Raw genomic sequence first — 26420 nt, forward strand, 5'->3', positions numbered from 1 at the left:
CCGGGACAAGCCCGGCCATGACGACATCTAAATAGCCCTCACCCGAAAATCACTTCGACCGCGGTCGAAGCATCAACGTTGCTGACAGCCTCCTGCCAACTTGTCGAGCATGATCTTGTCGGAAAACCGCTGCACACTTTGCGCTAGCGCGGCCCTTCGGGTCCGGATCATGCGTCAGATCGCATCCGGGAACTCGCCCATCGCCGCGTCCAGGCGAGCCTTGCGGCGGCGGGCCCACGACGCCAGCGAGAGCACGGCAAGGCCGAGCACGACGGGCGGAAACACCACCATGTTCACCGCCGACCAGCCGTAATTGGCAAGCAACTGGCCGGAGGAGAACGAGCCGATCGCCATCATGCCGAACACCAGGAAATCATTGAAGGCCTGCACCTTGTTGCGCTCCTGCGGACGGTGCGTCTCCAGCACCAGGGCGGAAGCGCCGATGAAGGAGAAATTCCAGCCCACGCCGAGCACGATCAGCGTCGCCCAGAAATGCATCGCGGTGATTCCGGACAGGCCGATCCCGGCGGCCCCAGCCTCGAGCAGCAGCCCGGCCCCAACGACCTTCGGGGCGCCGAAGCGCGCGATCAGCGCACCCGTGAAGAAGCTCGGTCCGTACATGGCGACGATGTGCCATTGAATGCCGAAATTGGAATCGGAGACGGACAGGCCGCACATCTTCATGGCGAGCGGCGCCGAGGTCATCACCAAATTCATCATGGGGTAGGAGATGACACCGCACAGCGCGGCCGCGATGAAGCGCGGCTGGGTGACGATGTCGAGCAGTGGCCGTCCGCCATGCAGGTCGGCCGGAGCGGGTTTTGGCGTGTCGACGCCGGCGACGATGCCCATCGCGACCAATGCCACCGCCGCCTGCACCAGGAAGCTGAAAGCGAACAGATAAGGCTGCCAGACGTCCATGGTCCATTGCACGAGCTGCGGACCGAGCACGCCGGCGAACACGCCGCCCGCCATCACCCAGGACACCGCCTTGGGCCGATAGGCCGCGCTGGCGCCGTCGGCGGCGGCGAAGCGATAGGATTGCGCGACCGCGCCGTAGAGACCGCCCAGGAAGGTCGCGATGCAGAACAGCACGAACGAGCCGTGCAGGATCGCGTACGAACCCAAAACACCGGTGAGCATGCCGAGGCCCGTGCCGACGACGAAGGCGACGCGGCGGCCGAAGCGGCGCGAGATCGCACCGGTCGGCAACGTGCCGGCGGCGAGCCCCAGCACGTACATCGACAGCGGCACGGTCGCGAGCGACATGTCGGGCGCAAGCGTCGCGCCGACGATCGAGCCGGTGGCGAAGATCACGGCCGAGTTGGCGCCGGTCAGCGCCTGCGCGGCGGCGAGGCGCACCACATTGGCGCGCACGCGCGAATCGTCGGTGATTTCGGCGGCGGAGGTGACGTCTGACATCGGCATTTCCGCCCCGAGGGGCTCAAGGGGCTCTCATTGATTCCCGGCACTATGGAGGGGCACGGAAGGGCGGACAACCGGCGCAAACGGACGCGGGCCATGCCTCTGACGCAATCGGACGCATGATAGCGGGCCGCGCGCTTGACGGCTTGCGCTCGATCAAATCCTATCCGCCGCGCTTTTCGGAGTTTGCCCATGACCGTCGACGACAGGCCCACGCTCAGCGCTCCCGACGACGATCCCTGGCTTTGGCTCGAAGAGATCGAAGGCACACAGGCGCTCGATTTCGTCACGCGGCAGAATGAGCTGACGCTCACGGCGTTCGGTGGCAAGGCCTACGAACACGACCGCGATCTGCTTGCCGCGATCTACGATCGCCCGGACAACATTCCCTATGTCAGCCGGCGCGGCGGTGACCTGCACAATCTCTGGAAGGACGCCGCCAACCCGCGCGGCTTGTGGCGGCGAACGACGCTCGCGGAGTTTCGCAAAGCCAGTCCTGCGTGGGAGATCATGCTGGATATCGACAAGCTCGCGGCGAGCGAAGGCGAGGATTGGCTGTTGAGCGGGATCGCCAGCACGCCGGGAAGCTCGCGCGCCATTTTGAGCCTGTCGCGCGGCGGCAGCGACGCGGTGACGCTGCGGGAATTCGATCTTGTTACGAAGAACTTCGTCGCCGACGGCTTCACGTTGCCGGAGGCCAAGGGCGGCGTCGACTGGCTCGATGACGACACGCTGTTGCTGTCGAGCGCTCATGGCGAGGACATGGCGACGAGTTCGGGATATGCGCGGACGGTTCGGCTGTGGCGGCGCGGCCAGCCCGTCGATCAGGCTGAGGTCATCGCTGAGACCATTGCCGATCACATGGTGATCTATGGCAGCATTGATGATACCGGTCCAGCACCGCGGGTCTGGATCGTCGACCAGATCGACTTTTTCAATCATGCGATCTGGCTGCGCGATGCGGCCGGTAACACGACCAAGCTCGACCTGCCGACCGGCATCTGGATGCAGGCGCATGGCGATTGGTTCGCGATCAAGCTCCGCAAGGATTGGATGGCCGGCGGGCGGACCTACGCCACCGACACCGTGCTTGGCATCTCGCTTTCGGCGTTCCTGAGCGGCAGCCGCGACTTTGCCGTGCTGTTCGAGCCGACGCCGCGGCGCGCCTTGCAGGGCCTGTTCTGGGCGGCGGGCAAGCTCGTGCTGTCGATCCTCGACGAGCTGCGCCCGCGCTTCGAGATCTGCACGCCATCCGCCGCGGGCTGGAGCCGCGCGACGCTTCCCGGCCTGCCGCAAATCGGCGTCGTCGACGTCTGGACGCTCGATCGCCATCCATCCGAAAGCAACGGCGACCTGCTTGCCAATGTGCAGGATCCGCTCACGCCGCCCTCGCTGCTGCTGATCGAGCGCCGCGTCGCCAGCCCGACCGTGTTGAAGCAGGCGCCGAAGACGTTCACCGCCGACGGTCTGGTGGTGACGCAGCACGAAGCGATCTCGATCGACGGCGAGCGCATTCCTTATGTCCAGACCGGCCCTGCGGGCGAGAGCGGCGATGCGCCAATCTACATGAGCGCCTATGGCGGCTTCGGGCACTCGGTGAAGCCGTATTACAACGCTTCCCTCGGTAAGCTGTGGCTGGAGCGCGGCGGCACCATTGTGCAGGCGAATTTGCGCGGCGGCGGCGAGTTCGGCACGCGCTGGCACGATGCCGGGCGGCTTGCCGGCAAGAAGCTGTCGCACGACGATTTCGCAGCGGTCGCGGCCGATCTCGTCCGCCGCGGCGTGACGCAGCCCAGACGCATCGCAGCCCAAGGCGGCTCGAACGGCGGCATCCTCATCACCAACATGCTGGTGCGATACCCCGAGCGGTTCGGCGCGCTGTTCTGCACGATCCCGCTGGTCGACATGCGCCGCTACACAAAACTGCTCGCGGGCGCGAGCTGGATCGCGGAATATGGCGACCCCGACAAGCCGGAAGACTGGGAGTGGCTGCAGACCTATTCGGCCTATCACAACGTCAAGGCCGGCCAGCCCTATCCGCCGATTCTGATCGCCACGACGCGGCGCGACGACCGCGTCCATCCCGGCCACGCGCGCAAGATGGCCGCCAAGCTGCAGGCGATGGGCTATGAAGCCTGGTTCTACGAGCCGGAAGCCGGCGGCCACGGCTACGGCAAGGACAACAAGGAGCGCGCCGGCTTCGAGGTGCTGGGCTATCGGTTCCTGAAGGAGAGGATCGGGTGGAGGGATGGCGATTAGCGTGCGGGACGCGGACATCTCCACATCGTCATGGCCGGACCTGACCCCGCCGTCCACGACTTGACGTGTCGAACCGAGAACGTGGATGCCCGGGGCAAGCCCGGGCATGACGACCTTCTAACGCGCAAACACCAGCGTCAGATTGTTCGCGGGCATTTCGATCGTATCGACCAATCCGAGGCCCGCCACGCGCGCAAGCGTCTCGACGTCGCTGATGTCGCGCACGCCCCATTCGGGATTGCCTTCCCGCAAGGACGTGTCGAACACGGCGTTGCTGAGCGCGGTGTGCTTGCCGGCGCGTTTGAAGGGGCCGTAGAGGAACAGCTTGCCGTCCGCGCGCAAGTAGCGGCCGGCGCCGGCGAACAGACCCTCGGCCACGCTCCATGGCGCGATGTGGATGACGTTGGCGCAGAACACGGCGGCAAGACTGGTCGGCCCCTGCCCGCTTCGCATTTCCGGACACCAGTCCGAATCGGTCAGGTCGATGCGGAGGGGACTGCGGACGTTGGGCAAGCCAGCATGAACACGCCAGGCCTCGATGCTCTTGAGGTGGCGCTGGTTGAGGTCGCTCGGCCACCAGATCAGGCCGGGCGTGTGGCGGGCGAAATGAACTACGTGCTGCCCGGTTCCGCTACCGAGCTCGACCACGTTGCCGGTCGCGTTCGTGAGATGTTTCTCCAGCGCCGCCCAGATCGGCTCGTGATTGCGATGGAACGCCGGCGCATCGAGCCGCCCATCCGGCTCGACCCGCCCGCCGTCCCTGCCAAATTCGAGGACATATTCAGCCAAGTGAGGTCCCCTTGAAAAAACGAGAACGCATTGAAAACAGGATGAGCGCCAAAACGCCCCGGAAACAGCCGGCCCCGCGCCCCTTGTACTTGTTCTTGGGCCAAATCGGTCGAACAAATAATCTCTTCAAGTGCAATGCGGAAGATATTAACTCCATTTTGCCCGGTGCATAGTCGCGATTGTCAGGCGATGCCCTTTGTGCTTTGGAACGCGTCTATTTTCCACCGATTGCGACATCACCATATGCTGGGAATGACGCCTTGACCGCCTTGTCCCGGACACCCGTCCTGCTGCTTCTGCTGACCATTGCCGCCGGCCTCGCCAGCCCGGCGCAGGCGCAGTCCGCGGTGGACGAGGGCCGGAAGCTCGCCTTCGACCGCAGCAAGGGCAATTGCCTGACCTGCCATGTCATCAAGGGCGGCGACCTGCCGGGAACGATCGGACCGGAACTGAAGGACATGAAGGCCAGATATCCCGACCGCAACGAGCTGGTCGCGATCATCTTCGACGAGACCAAGCGCAATCCGCAGACCATGATGCCGCCGTTCGGCCGGAACCGGATTTTGACCGACCAGGAGATCAGCGCGATCGTTGATTTCCTGCAGACTCTGTAACGGCCGGCACGCCAGGAGACCTCCGATGACCACGACCACCGGCCCTCACCCGACGCGGCGCCTGATTCTGCAGGGCGCAGCCTCTGTCGCGCTGATCGGCCTTGGCAACCTGCTGTTCGCAGCCAGCCCGGCGCGCGCGGCGGCGAACGACAAATATCCGGAAGAGGCGTTCAAGCAGAAGAGCGAGGCCGACGCGATCAAGGCGCTCTATGGCAAGACAGCCGAGCCCTCCGACAAGGTCAAGCTGGATGCGCCGGAGATCGCCGAGAACGGCGGCGTCGTTCCGGTGTCGGTGACGACGACGCTCGACAAGGTGACCTCGATCTCGTTCTTCGTGGCCGAGAACCCGTTCGCGCTGGCCGCGTCCTACAAGATCGCAGATGGCACGATTCCGGGTGTCGCCAACCGGCTGAAGATGGCCAAGACCACCAAACTGGTCGCGATCGTCGAAGCCGACGGCAAGCTCTACAGCGCGACCAAAGAGGTCAAGGTCACCGTCGGCGGTTGCGGCGGTTAAGCGAGGCAGTTCGACATGGCATCCAGCATTCGCGTGCGCGCAACATCCAACGGCGACATCACCGAGGTGCAGGCGCTGATCCAGCACCCCATGGATACGGGCCTCGTCAAGAATCCCAACGGCGAGCTGATCCCGGCGCACTACATCAAGGAGCTGAAATTCGAATGTAACGGCAAGGACGTCTTCGTCGCCAATTGGGGCACCGCGGTCTCCAAGGACCCCTACGTCAAGTTCAGCTTCAAGGGTGCCAAGAAGGGCGACGAGCTCAAGATCTCCTGGACCGACAACAAGGGTGGCTCGGACACGACCACCGCGAAGATCGCGTGATGAAGACCCGATCTGTCCTCCTGCTTGGCTCGCTCAGCGCCGCGCTCGTCGCGTTCGCCCTCACCTCTCCGCGCGTGGTCGCGGCCGACAAGGTCGATCCCGTCACCGACGCCAAGGCGTTCCAGAACTTCTTCTTCCAGAAATTTCCTGATGTGAAGCACGAGGACTTCGTCAACGGTCCTTATTCCATGAACGAGGATCTGAAGCGGCAGTGGCAGGAGAAGGAGGAATTCCCGCCCTACGAGTTCGCGCTCGAGGCCGGCAAGGAGATGTTCTCGACCCCGTTCAAGAACGGCAAGACCTACGCCGATTGCTTCCCGAACGGCGGCATCGGCATCCGCCAGAACTATCCATATTTCGACGAGAAGGAAGGCAAGGTCGTCACGCTGGAGCTCGCGCTCAACCGCTGCCGCGAAGCCAATGGCGAGGCGCCCTATTCCTACGTCAAGGACGAGATGGCCTCACTCACCGCCTACATGGCCTACACCTCCCGCGGCAAGCTGATGGACATCAAGATTCCCGATGATCCCCGCGCGCTCGCGGCGTACGAGAACGGCAAGCGCTACTTCTACACCCGCCGCGGCCAGATGAACTTCTCCTGCGCGAGCTGCCATGTGCAGAGCCCGGGCGAGCGCATCCGCGCCGAGATCCTGGCGCCGGCGCTGGGCATCGTCAACGCGATGCCGATCTACCGGTCCGAATGGAGCGGCATGGGCACGACCAGCCGCCGCTTCGTCACCTGCAACAGCCAGACCCGCGCGGTTCCGCTGGAGCCGCAGGCGGACGAATATCGCGACGTCGAATATTTCCTGTCCTATGTCGCCAACGGCCTGCCGATCTCGGGACCCGGAGCACGGCCATGACGCGGGCATGTCTTCTCGCCATGCTGCTTGCGCTGGGCCTGATGCCAGCGGCACGCGCAGCCACCGAAGCGGATTACAAGGCGGCCTTCGCCGCGGCGGAAGCAGCCGCGAAGGAGGCGGCCGGCATGCGCAACCAATGGACCGTCACAGTGTCGGCGCTGGCGGCGGCAAAGAAGGCCGCCGATGGCGGCGATTTCGACCGCGCGACCGCGGCAGCCAAGGAGGCCGAAGCGCTGGCTAAGGCCTCCATCTTCCAGGCGACGTCCGAAAAAGAAGCCTGGAAGGCCATGGAAATCCGCTAAACTGGCCGAGCGGGCGAGAAAATCGCGCTCCAAATTGCTCTTTGAGCATGATCTTGTCGGAAAACTGCTGCACATTTTGCGCTAAAGGCCCTTAGGGTCTGGATCATGCTTGTGGAACTGTTGCGTTGTCGAGAAGAGGCGCGGAGAATTTGAGATGGCGATCCGCCGCCGCGATTTCCTGAAGAGCGCAGGCGTTGCCGCCGCATCGCTCGGATTGCCGCGGCTCGCGCGCAGTGCCGACACCGCGAGCATCTACGACGTCGAGCGCTTCGGCAATGCGCGCATCCTGCACATCACCGACACGCATGCGCAGCTCAATCCAGTCTATTTCCGCGAGCCCAGCGTCAATATCGGCATCGGCGAGATGGCGGGGCGGCCGCCGCATCTGGTCGGGCGGGCATTCCTGGAGCGCTTCGGCATCCGCTCCGACAGCGCGGATGCCTATGCCTTCACCTGTTTCGAGTTCGAGAAATCAGCGGGCCGTTTCGGCAAGCTCGGCGGCTTTGCCCATCTGAAGACGCTGATCGATCGCCTGCGCAGCGATGCCGATGAGAAGCATTCGCTGCTGCTCGACGGCGGCGATCTCTGGCAGGGCACGGGGTTGGCCAACGTCACGCAAGGCCGCGACATGGTCGAGGTCGCCAACCTGCTCGGCATCGAGGCGATGACCGGGCATTGGGAGTTCACCTATGGCGAGCAGGCGCTGCGCGACAATCTCGAGCGCTTCAAGGGCGAGTTCCTGGCGCAGAACGTTTTCCTGACCGAGGAGGCTGCGTTCAACGACGCTCCCGCCTTCGACAAGGCCAGCGGTCGCGTCTTCAAACCGTCCATTATCAGGGAGCTCGGCGGACACCGCATCGCGATCGTCGGCCAGGCCTTCCCCTACGTGCCGATCGCCCATCCGAAGCGGTTCACGCCGGACTGGACCTTCGGCATCCGCGAGGAGGAATTGCAGAAGCATGTCGATGCCCTGCGCGGCACCGACAAGGTCGATGCCGTCATCCTGCTCTCGCACAACGGCATGGACGTGGATCTCAAGCTCGCGAGCCGCGTCACCGGCATCGACGTCATCCTGGGCGGCCATAGCCATGACGCCGTACCGCAGCCGATGCCGGTGAGGAACGCCGGCGGCACCACGTTCGTCACCAATGCCGGCTCCAACGGAAAATTTCTTGGCGTGCTCGATCTCGCCATCAGCAAGGGCAAGATCACCGACGTCAAATATCATCTGCTGCCGGTCTTTTCCGAGCTGCTGAAGCCGGACCCTGCCATGGCCGAGTTGATCGGCCGGCTGCGCGAACCGCACGTGAGCGACTGGTCGGAGAAGATCGCAACGCCCGCCCGCCTGCTCTACCGCCGCGGCAATTTTTCGGGTCCGGTCGACGAGCTGATCTGCACGGCACTGCGCACCGAGCTCGATGCCGAGATCGCGCTGTCGCCCGGTTTCCGCTGGGGCATCACCGCGCTGACGGGCCAGGCGCTGACCATGGAGGATCTGCTCGCGGAAACCGCCATCACCTATCCCGAGACCTATGTGCAGGAGATGACCGGCGCGCAGATCAAGGACGTGCTGGAGGACATCTGCGACAACCTCTTCAACGCCGATCCCTACTACCAGCAGGGTGGCGACATGGTGCGCGCCGGCGGCCTCAGCTACACCTGCACGCCGGACGCTGCGATCGGCAGTCGCATCTCCGAACTGAAGCTCGGCAACGGCAAGACGCTCGCCGCCAACCACCGCTACAAGGTCGCGGGCTGGGCCTCGGTCAACGGCCAGCAGGGCGCGCCGGTGTGGGATGTGGTCGGAAAATATCTGCGCTCGGGTCGGATGATGCCCGAACGGCTCGGCGCCGGCGTCACGCTGAAAGGCGTCGACGGCAATCCGGGCATTGCAGGACAGGGATGATGCGGCTGCCGATCTTATCTGCGCTTCTGCTGGCGCTGCTCGCGTGGACGGCGATGCCGCCGGCGCTTGCGCAGCAAGTACCGCTTCAGGACAAGCCGTTTGCCGAGCACAAGGTCGTGCTCCAGCTCTCCGATGGCGATGCGAAGAAGCAGGCGCTGGTGCTCAGCGTCGCCAACAATCTGTTGAAGGCCTACGACCCCGACAAGATCGCAATCGAGGTGGTGGCGTTCGGTCCCGGCATCGACCTGTTGCAATCAGGCAGCGAGCGCCGCAAGCAGGTCGAGAGCCTGATCGCGCAGGGCGTGCGCTTCGACATCTGCCTCAACACGGTCGACACGGTGGAGCGGGAGACCGGCAAGCGACCGGAGTTCATCCCGGGCGCGACGCCGGTGCAGGTCGGGGTCGGGCAGATCCTGTTCCTGGTGCAGAACGGTTACACATTGGTTCGGCCATAGGGTTTGGGGCACGACGTTGCCCATACGCGATGTCATTCCCCGCGAAAGCGGGGAATCCAGTAAGCCGCGGCCCCTCCGTATCCCACGACGGCCTCTGGAATACTGGATCGCCCGCCTTCGCGGGCGACGACCGTGCGCAACAACAATCTTCTATATTTTACTTGTCTTGCAGCAAAATACTTCTCCTCTGGACCCATATGGTAGTAGAATCGTCGAAATCAGTTCCACGCCGGGTTCTGCCATGATCTTTCGACAGCTCTTCGACAGCGTTTCGGGCACTTACAGCTACCTTCTGGCCAGCCGCCCCGGCGGCGAGGCGCTGATCCTCGATCCCGTGCTGGAGAAGGTCGATCGCTACTGCCAGCTGCTGCGCGAGCTCGACCTCAAGCTGGTCAAGGCGGTGGACACCCATCTGCATGCCGACCACGTCACCGGGCTCGGCGAGCTGCGCGACCGCACCCATTGCATGACCGTGATGGGCGACCAGACTAAGGCCGACGTCGTCGCGATGCGGGTCGCCGACGGCGACAAGGTGACGATCGAAGGCCTGTCGCTCGACGTGATGTACACGCCGGGCCACACCGACGATTCCTATTCCTACCTGATGGGCGACCGCGTCTTCACCGGGGACACCCTGCTGATCCGCGGCACCGGCCGCACCGATTTCCAAAACGGCTCGTCGCGCGCACAGTACGAGTCGATTTTCAACCGCCTGCTCAAGCTGCCGGACGAGACGATGGTCTTCCCGGCGCACGACTACAAGGGCGACACCGTCTCCACCATCGGCGAGGAGAAGCGTTTCAATCCGCGGCTCCAGGTGCGCTCGGTCGACGAATATATCGAGCTGATGGCCAATCTGAAGCTGCCCAATCCGAAGATGATGGACGTCGCGGTGCCCGCCAACATGCATGTCGGCCTGCATCAGGAGGAGCTCGAGAAAGAGGGCCGCGCGCTCAGCGCGACCGAGGCGATCCGCATCCTCGGCCGGCCCGACATCCTGCTGGTCGATCTGCGCGAGAGCAACGAACGGATGAAGCACGGCATGCTCGAAGGCGCGCTGCACACGCCCTATCAATCCGTCGAGGAGAGCCTCAAGCCCGGCGGCATGCTGCGCGAGGTCGCAGCCGCCACCGGCCGCCGTGTCGTGTTCTTCTGCGCCTTCGGCGAACGCTCGGCCATGGCGGTGGCTGCCGCCAAGGCGGCCGGCCTGTCCAACACCGCCCATATCGCCGGCGGCCTCGACGCCTGGAAAAAGGCGGGCGGGCCGGTGCTGCACTGAACGGCTTGCGCCAGATCAGGTCCTGCACATATGTCCCTGATAGGATCGGATGCAGCATCACCATCCGGGAATGACCATGGCCAAGACCGGTAAGCCGAGCGAGCCGCCCAAGGCGCCTGAGAGGAAGGCGGAAGACAAGACGACGAAGCCCCCACAGCCGCGCGAGATCGACGACGACGATTACGAAGACGGCGACATCGCAACGCCGAAGCGTGATCGCTATGGCCCGGATGACGAGCCGGTTTGAGGCGTGAAGGTTAAGTCTGGTGGTGCGCTGCTGCCCTACCCTTCAATGTGGAGGCAGCCTGCTCGTTTCTCCGACCTTGAGCAGGACCACGACGGGATGGAGCCCCACCCGCACTACCTGCCATGCGCCTGCGTTCATGGACAAATAACCGCCCTCCCCGATAGTTTGCGCGTCCATCGGGAGTGAAACGGAACTGCAATGGTCGACGTTCTCGCCGCACCGCAGCAAGGCAAGGCGGACAGCGCGCTACGCACGCTAACGGGAATCTCGATCGCGCATTGGGTCAGCCATTTCCATCTGCTGGTTCTGCCGATGCTGTTCCCGTTCCTCAAGAGCCAGCTCGGCGTCGGCTATATCGAGCTCGGCTTCGCGCTCACCGTGTTCGCTGTGGTGTCCGGACTGACCCAGGCGCCGACCGGCTATCTCGTCGATCATTTTGGCGCGCGGCGCATCCTGCTGGCCGGGCTCGCGCTCGGCGGCTTGGCGCTGATCCTGCTCGGCCTGCATCTCAGCTACGCCTCGCTGATCGCCTGCGCCGTGCTGCTGGGCCTTGCCAACAGCGTCTATCATCCCGCCGATTACGCGATCCTCGCCGAGCACATGGACGAGGCGCGGATGGGCCGCGCCTTCTCGATCCACACCTTTGCCGGCTTTCTCGGCGGCGCCGTCGCACCGGCGATCGTGGCTGCGCTCGTCACGCTGTCCGGCGGCACGGGCGCGCTGATCGCCTCGGGCGCGATCGGCGTCGCAGTCGCCCTGCTGCTGATAGTCATGAACATTCCCGACGCCGGTGCGCACAAGAAAAAGCCCGGCAGCGAGAGCGCGCCCAAGCAGGCCGTGATCACGCCGGCGCTGGTCACGTTGACTGCGCTCTTCATGCTGCTGAGCCTGTCGGTTGCCGGCATCAACAATTTCGGCGTGGTGGCACTGATGAGCGGCTACGGCGCCTCCTACTCCGCCGCCAATATCGCGCTGACGGCCTTCCTTGGCGCCAGTGCCCTTGGCGTGCTCGCAGGCGGCGTCCTCGCCGACCGCACCGAGCGTCACGGCCAGGTCGCCGCGGCCTGCTTTGCGGTCAACGCGGCGATCGTGCTGCTGATCGCGCTGGTCACGCTGCCGAGCTGGGCCCTGACCGCCGCCATGACGGCCGCGGGCTTCCTCTCCGGCGTGATCGCACCCTCGCGCGACATGCTGGTGCGCAACGCGGCGCCTGCCGGCGCTGCGGGCCGCGCCTTCGGCATCGTCTCCACCGGCTTCAATCTCGGCGGCATCGTCTCACCGCTGCTGTTCGGCTGGATCATGGACCACAGCGCGCCGCACTGGGTGTTCGGCGCGTCCGTGATCTTCATGGTGGCGACAGTGGTGCTGTCGCCGTTCACGGAGCGGAAGCGGCAACCACAAAGCTAGTCGTCGTCCCGGCGAAAGAAACAACAAACGGGAAGAAACACCATGAGCACTCCTGATCTCGTGATCCGCGGCGGCACCGTTGCGGATGGACGCGGCGGTGAATTGGTCGAGGCGGATGTCGCCATCAGCGGCGGCAAGATCAGCGAGGTCGGGAAAGTCGCGGGCACAGGCCGCGAAGAGATCGACGCGCGTGGAAAGCTGGTCACGCCGGGCTTCGTCGACGTGCACACCCATTATGACGGCCAGGTCACCTGGAGCCAAGACATCACACCGTCGTCGCAGAACGGCGTCACCACCGCGATCATGGGCAATTGCGGCGTCGGCTTCGCGCCGTGCAAGCCAGCCGACCACACCCGCCTGATCCAGCTGATGGAAGGCGTCGAAGACATTCCCGAGCCGGTGCTGAGCGCCGGCATCCCCTGGGCCTGGGAAAGCTTTCCCGATTACATGGACTGGCTGTCGAAGCGACATTTCGACATCGACGTCGGCGCGCAACTGCCGCATGCGGCGCTGCGGGTCTACGTCATGGGCGAGCGCGGCGCCCGCCGCGATCCCTCGACCGCAGAGGACAACGCGGCGATGGCGAAGCTCGCGGGCGAAGCGGTGCGCTCAGGCGCGCTCGGCTTCTCGACCTCGCGCACGCTCAATCATCGCACCTCGACCGGCGATTTCACGCCGACCCTGAAGGCGGGCGAGGACGAGCTCACCGCGATCGCCGGCGCGATGCACCGCGAGGGCCGCAGCGTGCTGCAATTCGTGCTGGACCTGTCAACCATCCACGAGGACCTGCCGATGATGCTGCGGGTGGCGGACACGACGAAGTGCCCGATCTCGTTCTCGATCACCCAGAACGACAAGGCGCCGCAGCGCTGGCGCCAGACGCTGGACGAGATCAATGCCGCCGCGCGGCGCGGCCTTTCCATCACCGCGCAGATCGCGGCGCGCCCCGTAGGCCTGCTGCTCGGGCTCGAACTGTCGCGCAATCCGTTCCAGACCCATCCGAGCTACCAGGCGATCGCGCATCTGCCGCTGCAGGAGCGCCTGGCGCGGCTGCATCAGAGCGACGTGCGCAAGGCGATCCTGAGCGAGACGGCGACCGCGACGGACGATCCGCTGTTCTTCCGTCCGAACTACGACAAGATGTTCCTGCTCGGCGATCCCCCCGATTACGAGCAGCCGCCGGAGAACGCGCTCGGACCGCAGGCGCGCAAGCAGGGCCGGCAGCCGGAAGAGCTCGCTTACGATGCGATGCTGTCGACCGACGGCCGCGGCATGCTCTACGTGCCGTTCCTCAACTATGCCGACGGCAATCTGGATGCGACGCGCGAAATGCTGATCGATCCGCAATCGGTGCCGGGCTTGTCCGACGGCGGTGCGCATTGCGGCATCATCTGCGATGCCAGCTTCCCGACTTATCTGCTGACGCACTGGACGCGGGACCGCAAGCGGGGCGAGAAACTGTCGATCCCGTTCGTGGTGGCGGCGCAGGCACGCAAGACCGCGCTCTCGGTCGGCCTCACCGACCGCGGGCTCATTGCTCCCGGTTACAAGGCCGACGTCAACGTGATCGACTATGATCGCCTGCACCTGCACCCGCCGAAGGTGCATTACGACCTGCCGGTCGGAGGACGGCGGCTGCTGCAGGACGTCGACGGCTATGAAGCCACGATCGTGTCCGGCGTAGTGACGCGGCGGCAGGGCGAGGCCACCGGCAAGCGGCCCGGGAAGTTGATTCGGGGCGCGCAGGGAGTAGCGAACTAGCGCGGCGTTGCCGCTTACCCTCCCCTGGAGGGTAAGACGGAGGCCACTCCTAACTACGTCGGCGACACGGCGCTCTTCAGCGGCGCCGATTGCGCGGCCGTACCGCCTGTCAGCCTGGCGCGTTCGGTGTTCGGCCAGAGCAGCAACAAGCCGAGCAGGCCGGAGCCGACCATGATCGCGGCGTTGATGGTGAAGCCGGTCATGTAGCCTTCGAGCGTGCTGCTGGCGTGCTGGATCACGGTGCCCATCACGGTGGGTGCGATGATGCCCGAGAGCGTATAGAGCGCGCCGTAGATCGCGAGGATGGCGCCGCGCTGCGAGGCTGGCGTGAACTCGCCGAGCATCGGCGGACAGACCACATAGATCGCGCCGCACAGGCCGGTTCCGACCACGAGCAGCGCAAGCTGGAGGCCGGCGCCCTGGACATGCGGCATTGCCGCCAGGATCAGGCCGCCGATGACCAGCGGCACGGAGCCGAGCACGCCGCGGGCAACGCGCGTGGTCGAGCCGCGGGCCATCATCAATTGCGAGATCCAGCCCGTGAGCAGCACGATGGTGGCGCCGAAGACCCAGGGCAGAACGGAGATCCAACCCGCCTGGCTCTGCGAGAAGCCGAGGCCCTTGATGATGAAGGGCGTGAACCAAGTCAGCCCGAGCGACAGCGCCCAATAGGCGCCGAAGGTCGCAGCGACGCAGCCGAGGAAGGTGCGCGAGGTGAGCAGCTGTACGTAGGGGATCTTCGTCTCGCTGACGGCGAGGGCCTGCGTGTCCTCCAGCGGGCCTTCCTTGCCGAGCGCGAGCCAGACGCAGACCCAGATCAGGCCGACGATACCGAGCGCGCCGAAAGCATAGTGCCAGGAATGATTGACGATGATCCAGTTCAGCGCCGGCACTGCGATGATGACGCCGAACGCCGAGCCTTGCGACAGGATTGCGGTCGGCAGCGTGCGCTTCTCGTCGGGGAACCATTTGTAGATCGCGTGCGCGGCGACCGAGAAGGCCGGGCCTTCGCCGGCGCCGAGCACGATACGGCAGATCAGCAGCGTGGTGAAGGAGACGGTGCCGACCATCGGAAACTGCGTCACCGCCCAGACCACTGCGAGCGCCAACAGCACCCAGCGCGTCGGCACCTTGTTGACGATGAAGCCGACCACGATGGCGGAGATCGAGAACAGGAAGAAGAACGAGGAGCCGAGCAGGCCGAATTGCTCCGGCGTCAGCTTGAGCTCCGTCATGATCGGCACGCCGGCAAGACCCACGACGATCTTGTCGGCGAAGTTCACCAGCATGAACAGGAACAGCAGAAAAGTGATCGTCCAGGCGCCCTTGGGCGTTTCGATCGTCTTGCCCGGATTGGGCGTTTCCTGAGCGCTCATCATTCTCCCCGCAGGTCCTTTCGGCACTTTTTTGATTTGGCCGACTTGGAAGCTAACAACGGCTTCGGGAGCAACGCAACCCGGCATTTCCGGAGCAAGTGTGCTAGCAACAAATTCCATCAATTTTGTTCGGCGCCATTCATCGTGCTGAGTATCAAAGATCTCTCAAAGACTTTCGTCTCCGCCGGCGAGCCGGTCCACGTGCTGCGCGGTGTCGATCTCGACCTCGCGGCCGGCGAGCGCGTCGCGCTCACAGGCGAATCAGGCAGCGGCAAGAGCACGCTGCTGCACCTGATCGCAGGGCTGGATGCCGCCGATGGCGGAACGATCCGGCTGGCGGAGGTCGAGGTCACCAAGCTGTCCGATACAGGACGCGCGCAGCTGCGACGCGACCGGATCGGCCTGGTTTTTCAGCAATTCAACCTGATCCCGAGCCTGTCGGTTGCGGACAATCTCGCCTTTCAGGCCCGGATCGCAGGCCGGCACGATACCGCCTGGACCAAAGAGCTGACCGAGCGGCTCGGACTCGGCAGCCTGCTCAAGCGTTATCCGGAGCAATTATCAGGCGGACAGCAGCAACGGGTCGCGATCGGCCGGGCACTGGCGACGAAGCCTGCGCTGCTGCTGGCGGACGAGCCGACCGGCAATCTGGACGAAGCCACCGCCGAGGACGTGCTGGCGCTGACGCGCGACCTCGTCGCGCGCACCGGCTGCGGCTTCCTGATGGTGACGCATAGCCTGCATCTGGCGGCGACGCTCGACCGCCACCTCACCTTGCATGGCGGGCGCATCGCATGAGGCGCGCGCTGTGGATCCTCGCCGTGCTGCTCAGCCATTGGCGGCGCCACAAGATGCAGTTCGCAACGCTGCTGATCGGGTTGATCGCGGCGACCGCGCTGTGGAGCGGCGTTCAGGCGATCAACCAGCAGGCCCGCAGCGCCTATGACCGCGCCGCGGCGACGTTTGGCGGCGTCCGCACCGCGATGCTGATCGCGCCAGATGCGGCGACCTTTCCGCAGGACCTGTTCGTCAAGCTGAGGCGTGCCGGGTGGCCAGTCTCGCCGATACTGGAGGGGCGGGTCCAGATCGACGGACGCTCGCTGCGGCTGCTCGGCATCGAGCCGGTGACGATGCCAGCCGACGTCGGCGACGCGCCACGCCTTGGCGCTGCGGATCTCAGCAGCTTCGTGACGTCGCCGGGCCAGACGCTGGTGGCGCGGGAGACGCTGACCGATCTGCACGAGAAGGAAGGCGCGGCGCCTGTGATCAGCAATGGCGCACAACTGCCGCCGCTGCGCGTGCTCCCGCAACTCGTGCCCGGCGTTGTTGTGGTCGATATCGGCGTGGCACAGCGGCTGCTCGACAAGCCGGATCAGCTATCGCGGCTGCTGATCGGCAAGGCGAAGGGCAAGCCAGCACCGCTGCAAAGCGTCGTCGGTGAGCAGTTGCAGCGGGTCGAGCCCGACGCGGAAACGGAGCTGGAGCGACTCACCGACAGTTTTCACCTCAATCTCACGGCGTTCGGCCTGCTGTCGTTCTTCGTCGGCCTCTTCATCGTCAATTCGGCCGTCGGCCTCGCCTTCGAGCAGCGGCTGCCGATGCTGCGCACGCTGCGCGCCTGCGGTGCCTCGGCGCGGCTGGTCAACACCGTGCTGGTCGTCGAGCTGGTCGTGCTGGCGCTGGTCGCCGGGCTGATCGGGCTGGTCTGCGGCTATTTCATCGCAGCGGCCCTGTTGCCAGATGTCGCAGCGTCGCTGCGCGGACTCTACGGTGCGCAGATCCCAGGACAGCTGACGCTGCGTTCCGAATGGTGGCTGGCGGGCATCGGCATCAGCATCGCCGGCGCGCTGGTGGCGGCCGCGACCAGCCTGATCAAGGCGATCAGGATGCCGGTGCTGGCGACTGCGCAACCGCGCGCCTGGCAGCAGAGGCAGGGCCGCTGGCTGCTTCTGCAAAGCGCTGCCGCATGCGTAGTGTTCGCGGTCGCGCTGCTCTTGCTGCACTATGGACAGACGCTGATCGCAGGCTTTGGCGTGCTGGCCGCGCTGATGCTGGGCGCGGCGCTGATCCTGCCGGCTTTCCTCGAGATCATCCTCCTCGCAGGCCAGCGCGTGGCGCGAGGGCCCCTCGCGCTGTGGTTCTGGACCGACAGCCGGCAGCAGCTCTCTGGCCTGTCGCTGGCGCTGATGGCGCTGCTGCTCGCGCTCGCCGTCAATGTCGGGGTCTCCACCATGGTGGAGACGTTCAGCCGGACGTTCATCGGCTGGCTCAATGGACGGCTGGCGCCCGACGTCTACATCAGCGCCGCCGACAATGCGCAAGGCCTTGCCATTCGGACCTGGCTGCGCGAGCGCAACGATGTCCAGGCAATCCTTTCGGGCGGACGCGCCGATGCGCAAGTCCAGGGACAGCCGGTGGAGTTGCTCGGTCTGCCCGACCATGCGCTCTATCGCGAACGCTGGCCGCTGCTGGAAACCGCGCCCCGCGCCTGGACCCGGCTCGTGCCGGGCAATGCCGCCTTCATCAGCGAGCAGCTCAGCCGCCGGCTGAATATCCGTCTCGGCGACGTCGTCGCGGTGCCGGCGCCGGGCGGGACCTGGGAGCTCGACATCGTCGGCATCTATGCCGATTACGGCAATCCCAAGGGACAGCTCGCGGTCAATGTCGCGGCGCTGATCCGGCAGTTTCCGCAGACGCCGCAGACGCGGATCGGCCTCATCGTCGCGAGGGAAAACATCCCCGGGCTGATATCTGCCTTGCAGAAGCAATTTGCGCTCGACGACCGCAGCGTTGCCGACCAGGCGACGGTGAAGGCGGAATCGATCCGCGTCTTCAACCGCACCTTCGCGGTGACCTCCGCGCTGAATGCGTTCACGCTCGGCGTCGCCGGCATCGCGCTGCTCACGAGCCTGCTGACGCTTGCGAATTCGCGCCTGCCGCAGCTCGCGCCGCTCTGGGCGATCGGCCTCACCCGGCCGCGCCTTGCCGCGATCGAGCTGACCAAGACGCTGTCGGTCGCGCTGTTCACATCGCTGCTGGCAGTGCCGCTCGGCCTCCTGGTGGCGTGGTGCCTGATCGCGATCGTCAACGTGAAGGCGTTCGGCTGGCGGCTGCCGTTCCATGTGTTTCCGCTGCAGCTGGTCGAGCTGGTCGCGGTCGCGCTGCTCGCCTCGCTGATCGCCGCGCTGCTGCCGATGATCCGCCTGGCGCGGATGCAGCCGGCGAGCCTCGTCAAGGTGTTCGCCAATGAGCGCTGACAAAATCTCGCGGCGTGCCTTCGCCACTGTCATTGCCGCGCTCGCTCTGGCGCGCCGCGCAGGTGCGCAGGGCTATGCCGGTCTCGGCGAGACCGCCGACGACTTTGCCAAGGTGACGCCGGGAAAGCTGTTCGACTTCCCTGGCGATCACGGGCCGCATCCGGAATTCCGTATCGAGTGGTGGTATCTCACGGCGAATCTCGTCGATGCCGGCGGCGCGGCCTGCGGCCTGCAATGGACGCTATTCCGCCAGGCAGCGCAACCGGGGCCGCAGGGCGAAGGCTGGGCCAACCAACATGTGTGGATGGGACATGCGGCGGTGACGCGCGCCGACACTCACCGTTTCAGCGAGACATTTTCGCGCGGCGGCGTGGGGCAGGCCGGCGTCACGGCCAAGCCGTTCGAGGCCTGGATCGACGATTGGGAAATGAAAGGTGGTGAGCGCACCGACGATCGCACACTTGCGCCGTTGACGCTGAAGGCCTCCGGCCCCGACTTCAGCTACGCACTGACGCTCGAAAGCGATCGTCCGGTGGTGCTTCAAGGCGATCGCGGCTACAGCCGCAAGTCGGAGCGCGGTCAGGCGTCCTACTACTACAGCCAGCCGTTCTACCGCGCGCGCGGCACGCTCAGCATCGACGACAAGCCGGTCGACGTCTCGGGCCAGGCCTGGTTGGACCGCGAATGGAGCAGCCAGCCGCTCGATGCCGACCAGACCGGCTGGGACTGGCTGTCGCTGCATCTGGCGTCCGGCGACAAGCTGATGCTGTACCGGCTGCGGCAGAAGGACGGCCAAAACTATCCGTTCGGCAATTGGATCAGCGCCGCCGGCGACACGCAGATGATCGCGGGCAGCGATATCCAGATGGTCCCCAAGGCGACAGTGGACATTGCGGGACGCAAGGTGCCGGTGGAATGGCAGATCGCGATTCCGTCGCGATCGTTCTCGATTGCCTGCAAGCCGCTGAACCCGAAGGCCTGGATGGGGACCGGCTTCTCCTATTGGGAAGGGCCGATCAGTTTTGCGGGCACGCATGACGGCGTTGGCTATCTCGAGATGACCGGCTATTGAAGCGCGATCTCTTCGAGGGATTCGCGATGTATCATCTCACCGCTCTCGTCACGCTGCTGGCGATCGCATTTTATTTCTTCACCGCCATCAACGTGTCGCGCTTGCGCACCAAGACCGGTGTCAAGGTGCCAGCGATGTCGGGGCATCCGGATTTCGACCGCGCCTTCCGCATCCAGATGAACACGCTGGAATGGATGCCGATCTTCCTGCCGGCGCTCTGGCTTTTCGCGGTCTATATCGGCGACGCCATCGCAGCCGGCATGGGCGTCGTCTGGATCATCGGCCGCATCGTCTATTTCGTGGGCTATTCGCAGGCGGCCGCCAAGCGCGGCACGGGCTTTGCGATTCAGGTCCTCGCGGCGCTTGTGCTGTGGATGGGCGCGCTGGGGGCGGTGGTATTGCGGCTGGTGAAGTAAACCACGGCATCACACGCGCTCGTGTCCCGGGCGCGGTGCAGCGTGTAACGCTGCGCCGCTGAACCGGGACCCAGTCAGGCCTCCACGCCCGGAGAGGCCCGGGTCCCGGCTCTGCGCAACAGCGCTTCACGCTGCAGCGCGTCCGGGACAGGAGAGCCTCACTTCGTGAGCGGGCAGCCGCTTTCCTTGGCGGTGAAGAAGGCCTTGTCGCCGGGGACGGTGGCGAGCAGCTTGTAGTAGTCCCAGGGCTTCTTCGATTCGGAGGGCTTCTTGACCTCGAACAGATACATGTCGTGGATCATGCGGCCGTTCTCGAGCACCTTGCCGCCTTGCGCGAAGTCGTCGTCGACCGGCAGCTCCTTCAGCTTCTTGGCGACGGCATCCGGATCCTTGGTGCCGGCGGCCTTGACCGCTTTCAGATAGCTCAGAGTGGCCGAGTACGTGCCGGCGTGGATCATGCTCGGCATCCGCCCGGTGCGCTTGAGGAAGCGTTCGCCGAGATTCCGGGTGCGATCGTTGAGATCCCAGTAATAGCCCTCGGTCAGCACCAGGCCTTGCGCGGCCTGCAGTCCGAGGCCGTTGACCTCGGCGAGCGTCATCAAGAGGCCCGCGAGCTTCTGGCCGCTGGCGACGATGCCGAACTCCGAGGCCTGCTTGATCGAGTTGGTGGTGTCGAGCCCGGCGTTGGCAAGGCCGACGATCTTCGCCTTCGAGCTTTGCGCCTGGAGCAGGAAGGAGGAGAAGTCGGAGGAGTTGAGCGGCACGCGCACCGAGCCGGCCACCTTGCCGCCATTGGCGGTGACGATCTCGCTGGTGTCTTTCTCCAGCGCATAGCCGAAGGCATAATCGGCGGTGAGGAAGAACCAGGTGTCGCCGCCGGCCTTGGTGAGCGCACCGCCGGTGCCGACGCCGAGCGCGCGGGTGTCGTAGGCCCAGTGGAAGCCATAGGGCTGGCAGGCGTCGCCAGTGAGGCGCGAGGTCGCGGCACCGACGACGATGTCGATCTTCTTCTTCTCCTTCGACAGCTCGTGGATCGCGAGCGCAACCGAAGACGTCGTCAGCTCCGTGATCATGTCGACGTTTTCGACGTCGTACCAGCGCCGCGCGATGGAGGCGGCGAGATCCGGCTTGTTCTGGTGGTCGGCGGTGATGAGCTCGATCTTCTGGCCGAGCACCTCGCCGCCAAAATCCTCGATCGCCATCTTGGCTGCCTCGACCGACCATTTGCCGCCGTAATCGGCATAGACGCCGGACTGGTCGTTGAGGATGCCGATCTTGACGCCTTGTGCGGCGGCCGGCGCCGCAATCAATAGGGCTGACGCCGCTGCGGCCCAAAGTGCTGATTTCATATGTTTGTCTCCCAGCAGTCTTCTGTGAAATCGCGCGGATAGTAGTGAAGAACCCCGCGTGTGCCCATCGATTTCATGTTGGCCGTTAGTATGGAGGGTGGCGCTTAATTCTCGGCTGTCGTCCCGGCGAAGGTTGTGGAGAAGCCGAGGGCCACACTGATTACGCCACCGTCTCTGGCTTCTTGTCCCTGCGCCCCTCGGCCAGGTTCCGCACCACCACGTAGAAAATCGGCGTGAACAGCAGCCCGAACAGGGTGACGCCGATCATGCCGAAGAACACGGCGACGCCGACGGCCTGCCGCATTTCCGAGCCGGAGCCGCTCGAGATCACCAGCGGCAGCACGCCAAGGATGAAGGCGAAGGACGTCATCAGGATCGGCCGCAGGCGCAGGCGACAGGCCTCGATCACGGCCTCCAGCCGCGACCTGCCTTCGTTCTCGATGTCGCGCGCGAACTCGACGATCAGGATCGCGTTCTTTGCCGCCAGCCCCACTAGCACGACGAAGCCTATCTGGGTGAGGATATTGACGTCCTGGCCCATGATGCGCACGCCGATGGTGGCGGCCAAGAGGCACATCGGCACGATCAGGATCACCGCGAACGGCAAGGTCCAGCTGCCATATTGCGCGGCGAGCACGAGATAGACGAACAGCACGCAAATCGGGAACACGAGCAGACCCGCATTGCCGCCGGTGACCTGCTGATAGGAAAGATCGGTCCACTCGAAGGTGAAGCCGCTCGGCAAGGTATCGTTCGCGAGCTGCTTGATGGTGTTGAGCGCGGTGGTCGAGCTGGTGCCCGGCGCGGGCTCACCCTGCAATTCGGACGCCGCGTAGAGATTGTAGCGCGCGACGCGGTCGGGGCCCGAGACGTCCTTGAACTCGACCACGCTGCCGAGCATCACCATGTCGCCGGAGGCGTTGCGCGTGCGCAGCCGCGCGAGGTCGCTCGGCTCCTTACGGTAGGGGAAATCGGCCTGCGCGGTGACGTGATAGGTGCGGCCGAACAGATTGAAGTCGTTGACATAGTTCGATCCGAAATAGGTCTGGATCGTTTCGTTGATGTTCGAGATGGGCACACCGAGCTTCTGCGCCTTGGTGCGGTCGATGTCGACGAAGAGCTGCGGCGTGTTGGCCGAGAACGGCGAGAACACCGTGGGGCCGAGCAGCAAGGGCGATTTGCGCGCCGCGGCGACCAGTTCGTCGGTCGCGGCCGCGAGCATTTCGGGCCCGCGACCCTGGCGATCCTGGATGCGGATGGTGAAGCCGCCGCCGGTGCCGATGCCAGGCACGGCCGGCGGCGGAATCACGATGATGAAGGCGCCCTCGATCGCGGACAGGCGCTTGCGCAGCTCGACCGTGATGGCATTCGCAGTCAGTCCTTTCTTCATCCGCGCCTCGGGTTCGTCGAACACCGGAAACAGCGCGGCCGCATTGCCGGCCTGAGTGCGCGTCGCGCCGGAGAAGCCGGCAAAGGCCGCGACGCGGACGATGCCTGGGGTGTCCAGCGCGATCCGCTCGATCTCGCGCACGACCTCGGTGGTGCGCGCCAGTGACGCCGCGCCCGGCAATTGCACGGATACGATGACATAGCCGCGATCCTGCGCGGGGATGAAGCCCTGTGGCGTCGTCACGAGCAGCCAGCCTGCGCCGCCGATCAGCAGGACGTAAGCCAGGAGCATCACAACGGAGTGCCGGATCACGAAATTGGCGAGACCCGCGTAGCCATGCGCCAGCCGGTCGAACACGCGGTTGAATACGCCCGTGAAGGCATTCCAGCCGCGCGCGATGAGATTCCAGGCGGCGGGCGGCTTCTTCTCCTCGTGCGGGATGAGGATCAGCGATGCCAGTGCCGGCGACAGCGTCAGCGAGCAGAAGCATGAGATCGCGGTCGCAACCGCGATGGTGACGGCGAATTGCTGGAAGAATTGCCCGGAAATGCCGCCGAGGAACGCGGTCGGCACGAACACCGCGCAGAGCACCAGCGCGATCGAGACCAGCGCGCTGCCGACCTCTTCCATCGTCTTCAGCGCGGCATCACGCCGGCTCATGCCATGCTCGAGATGGCGCTCGACATTCTCGACCACGACGATGGCGTCGTCGACCACGATGCCGACGGCGAGCACGAGGCCGAACAGCGTGAGATTGTTGATGGAGAAGCCCAGCGCCGCCATCACCGCGAACGTACCGACCAGCGAGACCGGGATGGCGATGATCGGAATGATCGCCGGCCGCCATCCCTGCAGGAACACCAGCACCACGATCACCACGAGCAGCATGGCCTCGTAGATGGTCTTGATCAGCTCGTGGACCGACTGCGCGATGAACTCGGTCGGGTTGTAGCCGATATTGTAGTCGAGACCCCTGGGGAAGCTCTCCTTGAGCGTCGTCATGGTGTCCGAGATATTCTTCGCCGTCGCGAGCGCGTTCGAGCCCGGTCGCTGCGTCACCAGCATGGCGACGGCGGATTTGCGCAGCAGAAAGCTGTTGGTGGAGTAGGACAAGGCCCCGAGTTCGATGCGGGCAACGTCGCGCAGGCGCACGATCCGGCCGTCTGAGCCGGCCTTGATCAGGATGTCCTCGAACTGCTTCTGATCCTTCAAGCGGCCCGTGAAGGTGAGGTTCGGCTGGAAGGCGCGGTCGGCGATCGGCGGCTCGGCGATCTGGCCGCCCGCGATCTGCACGTTCTGGGCGCGGATCGCCGCCAGCACCTCGGCCGATGTCAGGCCGAGATTGGCGATGCGGTCGGGGTCGAGCCACAGACGCATCGAATAGTCGCGCGCGCCGAAGATCTGGATGTCGCCGACGCCGTCGAGGCGCAAGAGCTGGTCACGAACCTGAAGCAGCGCATAGTTGGAGATGTAGAGCTGGTCGAAGGTGTCGTCCGGCGACAGCATGAACACGACCATCAGGATGTCGGGCGAGTTCTTGCGCGTGGTGACACCGTTGCGCTGCACTTCCTCCGGCAGGCGCGGCTGCGCGATGGCGACGCGGTTCTGCACCAGCACCTGAGCCTTGTCGAGATCGGTGCCGAGCTTGAAGGTGACGGTGATGGTGAGCTGGCCGTTCGAGGTGGCCTGGCTGTAGAGATACAGCATGTCCTCGACGCCGTTGATCTCCTGCTCGATCGGAGCTGCGACCGTGTCGGACACGGTCTGCGCCGAGGCGCCAGGATATTGCGTGGTGACGACGACCGTCGGCGGCACCACTTGCGGATATTCGGAGACCGGCAGCGTGGTATAGGCCAGCGCGCCGACGATCAGCAGCACGATCGACAGCACCATCGCGAGGATAGGCTGGTTGATGGAGAGACGGCCAAGATTCATGACTTGCCACCGGCCGGGGCTTGCGCGGTCTGCGGGGCGACCTTGGCGCCGACACGGGCGCGCTGGATGCCGTTGACGATGACGCGGTCCTCCGCCTTCAAGCCTTCGCGGATCACGCGCAGGCCGTCGTCCAGCGGACCGAGCACCACCGGGCGCGCCTCGACGGTGTCATCAGGTTTGACCACGAACACGATCTTGCGGGACTGATCGGTCGCAATCGCAACGTCGGGGATCAGCAGCGCCTCATAGGGCGCGCTGCCGATCAGGCGGACGCGGCCGAACTGGCCGGGCAGGATCGAGAGGTCGGTGTTCTTGACCACGGCGCGGCTGCGCAACGTGCCGGTCGAGACGTCGAGGCGGTTGTCGAGAAAATTGACGGCGCCCTCACGCGACGGCTTGGTCTCGCCTGCCAGCGTCACCTGCACCGGATTTGCGGTGTCGCGCGAGCTTGGGCGCCGTCCTTCGAACCACAGCTTGCTGTATTTGATGAAGGTCGCCTCATCCATGTCGAAATAGATGTAGATCGGATCCAGCGTGACGATCGACGTTAGCAATGTCGACGTTCCGCTATCGCTGCCCTGCACGAGGTTGCCGGGGCTGACGAGGTGGCGGCTGACGCGGCCGGTCAGCGGCGCCGTGACATGCGTGAACTCGATGTTGAGCTTGGCGGCCTTCAGCGCGCCCTCGGCCTGCTTCTCGGCAGCGTGCGCGGCCTGCAAGGCCTGGCGGCGCTGATCGACGACCTGCTCGGAGACCGCACTGGTCTGCACCAGGCTGAGGCCGCGATCGAGCTCGCGCTTGGCAAGCTCGACCCGGGCGCGCGCGTCGGAGAGCTGCCCTTCCGCCTGCGTCGCCACCGCCTCGAACGGACGCGGGTCGATCACGTAGAGCAGATCGCCCTGACGCACGATGGCCCCGTCCTGGAATTCGACCGAGTTGACGAAGCCGCCGACGCGGGGGCGCACCTGCACCTCCTCGACCGCCTCGAAGCGGCCGGTGTATTCGTCCCAATCGGTGACGGTGCGCTTGACCGGCTGGGCGACAGTGACCGGCGCCGGCGGCGGGGCAGCAGCCTGGGATGCCGGTTTGTCGCAGCCCGCGAGCGCGAATGCCGCGATGAGGAGCCCGCCCATGGCGCCGTGCCGCACCTGGATGAAATCGTGCTTTTTGACAGGTCGCTCGTTTCCGTCCGGTCCGCCCATCCCAGTCCTCGCATCAAAAGCCGCGGCAAATGCAGGGTGCGCGCCTGCTCACGGGCGTCACAAGATGGGCGGCAATAATGAACTCTTCAAGACCAATGCGCGTGCAATGCTCCGCCGGGAGGCCTGACCGGATGGCCGGTTGACACGACTTGTTCGCCTCTCCTCGCCTGCGGCGGGACGGGCGGAGGAGAAGGAAGGGCGGGTCAGCGTCTTCGCACATGACGGGCAAGGCGGCCTCGGCTAGGATACTCCAACAAAAACAAGAGGAATTG

General features: G+C 65.1%; 22 protein-coding genes. 16 read left to right on the top strand and 6 right to left on the bottom strand.

The genetic code is table 11. The features are described from left to right. Window positions 1–174 precede the first annotated feature (174 nt). The gene (locus LPJ38_RS02435; RefSeq protein WP_167520611.1) at window positions 175–1422 is read right to left on the bottom strand and encodes an MFS transporter; all 1248 of its coding nucleotides are present in this window, start codon (window positions 1420–1422) and stop codon (window positions 175–177) included. A gap of 195 nt (window positions 1423–1617) precedes the next feature. On the opposite strand from LPJ38_RS02435, the gene LPJ38_RS02440 reads away from it, so the two are divergent. After that, entirely contained in the window at window positions 1618–3684 is a 2067-nt protein-coding gene (locus LPJ38_RS02440; RefSeq protein ID WP_145638580.1) for a prolyl oligopeptidase family serine peptidase, read from the top strand. 117 nt (window positions 3685–3801) lie between these two features. On the opposite strand, the gene LPJ38_RS02445 is transcribed toward LPJ38_RS02440, so the two are convergent. Next, entirely contained in the window at window positions 3802–4473 is a 672-nt protein-coding gene (locus LPJ38_RS02445) for a DUF938 domain-containing protein (protein ID WP_145638578.1), read from the bottom strand. A 260-nt stretch (window positions 4474–4733) separates the two neighbouring features. On the opposite strand from LPJ38_RS02445, the gene soxX reads away from it, so the two are divergent. The 11 genes from soxX to LPJ38_RS02500 all read left to right on the top strand — a co-directional run bounded on the left by soxX (window position 4734) and on the right by LPJ38_RS02500 (window position 14151). Next, window positions 4734–5087 (top strand): sulfur oxidation c-type cytochrome SoxX, encoded by a 354-nt coding sequence (gene soxX, locus LPJ38_RS02450; RefSeq protein WP_145638576.1) that lies wholly within the window; start codon window positions 4734–4736, stop codon window positions 5085–5087. A 25-nt stretch (window positions 5088–5112) separates the two neighbouring features. Then, window positions 5113–5604: a thiosulfate oxidation carrier protein SoxY gene (soxY, locus tag LPJ38_RS02455; RefSeq protein WP_145638574.1), complete on the top strand. Its 492-nt coding sequence runs from the start codon at window positions 5113–5115 to the stop codon at window positions 5602–5604. A gap of 15 nt (window positions 5605–5619) precedes the next feature. Further along, entirely contained in the window at window positions 5620–5931 is a 312-nt protein-coding gene (gene soxZ / locus LPJ38_RS02460; protein ID WP_145638571.1) for a thiosulfate oxidation carrier complex protein SoxZ, read from the top strand. Next, entirely contained in the window at window positions 5931–6794 is an 864-nt protein-coding gene (gene soxA / locus LPJ38_RS02465; RefSeq protein ID WP_167520610.1) for a sulfur oxidation c-type cytochrome SoxA, read from the top strand. Before soxZ ends, soxA begins: the two co-directional genes overlap by 1 nt. Next, window positions 6791–7096, top strand: coding sequence for a hypothetical protein (locus LPJ38_RS02470; RefSeq protein WP_145638567.1), 306 nt, complete (start codon window positions 6791–6793; stop codon window positions 7094–7096). Before soxA ends, LPJ38_RS02470 begins: the two co-directional genes overlap by 4 nt. A 154-nt stretch (window positions 7097–7250) precedes the next feature. After that, on the top strand, window positions 7251–9002 hold the full coding sequence (gene soxB / locus LPJ38_RS02475) for a thiosulfohydrolase SoxB (RefSeq protein WP_145638565.1): 1752 nt from the start codon (window positions 7251–7253) through the stop codon (window positions 9000–9002). Continuing rightward, complete coding sequence (locus tag LPJ38_RS02480; RefSeq protein ID WP_145638563.1) at window positions 8999–9457, top strand: DsrE family protein; 459 nt, start codon at window positions 8999–9001, stop codon at window positions 9455–9457. The genes soxB and LPJ38_RS02480 overlap by 4 nt, the downstream gene beginning before the upstream one ends. Window positions 9458–9698: 241 nt before the next feature. Continuing rightward, a complete protein-coding gene (locus LPJ38_RS02485) occupies window positions 9699–10736 on the top strand; it encodes an MBL fold metallo-hydrolase (RefSeq protein WP_145638561.1) in 1038 nt (345 codons plus the stop codon). 76 nt (window positions 10737–10812) lie between these two features. Beyond that, complete coding sequence (locus tag LPJ38_RS02490; protein WP_167520609.1) at window positions 10813–10983, top strand: hypothetical protein; 171 nt, start codon at window positions 10813–10815, stop codon at window positions 10981–10983. Window positions 10984–11181: 198 nt separating this feature from the next. Continuing rightward, the gene (locus LPJ38_RS02495; protein WP_145638559.1) at window positions 11182–12390 is read left to right on the top strand and encodes an MFS transporter; all 1209 of its coding nucleotides are present in this window, start codon (window positions 11182–11184) and stop codon (window positions 12388–12390) included. Between the two features lie 42 nt (window positions 12391–12432). Beyond that, window positions 12433–14151, top strand: a complete 1719-nt coding sequence (locus LPJ38_RS02500; protein ID WP_145638557.1) for an N-acyl-D-amino-acid deacylase family protein — start codon at window positions 12433–12435, stop codon at window positions 14149–14151. A gap of 53 nt (window positions 14152–14204) precedes the next feature. Here the strand turns inward: LPJ38_RS02500 and LPJ38_RS02505 are convergent, their stop codons facing one another. Beyond that, window positions 14205–15527, bottom strand: coding sequence for an MFS transporter (locus LPJ38_RS02505; protein ID WP_145638555.1), 1323 nt, complete (start codon window positions 15525–15527; stop codon window positions 14205–14207). A 144-nt stretch (window positions 15528–15671) separates the two neighbouring features. On the opposite strand from LPJ38_RS02505, the gene LPJ38_RS02510 reads away from it, so the two are divergent. Genes LPJ38_RS02510 through LPJ38_RS02525 form a run of 4 tightly spaced genes read left to right on the top strand, consistent with a single transcriptional unit; the run spans window position 15672 to window position 20272 of the window. Beyond that, window positions 15672–16325: an ABC transporter ATP-binding protein gene (locus tag LPJ38_RS02510; RefSeq protein WP_145638552.1), complete on the top strand. Its 654-nt coding sequence runs from the start codon at window positions 15672–15674 to the stop codon at window positions 16323–16325. After that, on the top strand, window positions 16322–18784 hold the full coding sequence (locus tag LPJ38_RS02515; RefSeq protein WP_145638550.1) for an FtsX-like permease family protein: 2463 nt from the start codon (window positions 16322–16324) through the stop codon (window positions 18782–18784). Before LPJ38_RS02510 ends, LPJ38_RS02515 begins: the two co-directional genes overlap by 4 nt. Next, window positions 18774–19856, top strand: a complete 1083-nt coding sequence (locus LPJ38_RS02520) for a lipocalin-like domain-containing protein (protein ID WP_145638548.1) — start codon at window positions 18774–18776, stop codon at window positions 19854–19856. The genes LPJ38_RS02515 and LPJ38_RS02520 overlap by 11 nt, the downstream gene beginning before the upstream one ends. A 26-nt stretch (window positions 19857–19882) precedes the next feature. Next, the gene (locus tag LPJ38_RS02525) at window positions 19883–20272 is read left to right on the top strand and encodes an MAPEG family protein (RefSeq protein ID WP_145638689.1); all 390 of its coding nucleotides are present in this window, start codon (window positions 19883–19885) and stop codon (window positions 20270–20272) included. A gap of 158 nt (window positions 20273–20430) precedes the next feature. Here LPJ38_RS02525 and LPJ38_RS02530 read toward each other — a convergent pair whose 3' ends face one another. The 3 genes from LPJ38_RS02530 to LPJ38_RS02540 all read right to left on the bottom strand — a co-directional run bounded on the left by LPJ38_RS02530 (window position 20431) and on the right by LPJ38_RS02540 (window position 26148). Beyond that, on the bottom strand, window positions 20431–21621 hold the full coding sequence (locus tag LPJ38_RS02530; protein ID WP_145638546.1) for an ABC transporter substrate-binding protein: 1191 nt from the start codon (window positions 21619–21621) through the stop codon (window positions 20431–20433). A gap of 160 nt (window positions 21622–21781) precedes the next feature. After that, window positions 21782–24946 (bottom strand): efflux RND transporter permease subunit, encoded by a 3165-nt coding sequence (locus LPJ38_RS02535; RefSeq protein WP_145638544.1) that lies wholly within the window; start codon window positions 24944–24946, stop codon window positions 21782–21784. Next, on the bottom strand, window positions 24943–26148 hold the full coding sequence (locus LPJ38_RS02540) for an efflux RND transporter periplasmic adaptor subunit (RefSeq protein ID WP_145638541.1): 1206 nt from the start codon (window positions 26146–26148) through the stop codon (window positions 24943–24945). Before LPJ38_RS02540 ends, LPJ38_RS02535 begins: the two co-directional genes overlap by 4 nt. Window positions 26149–26420: the final 272 nt, after the last annotated feature.

This window comes from Bradyrhizobium daqingense (assembly GCF_021044685.1).
Classification (GTDB): Bacteria; Pseudomonadota; Alphaproteobacteria; order Rhizobiales; family Xanthobacteraceae; genus Bradyrhizobium; species Bradyrhizobium daqingense.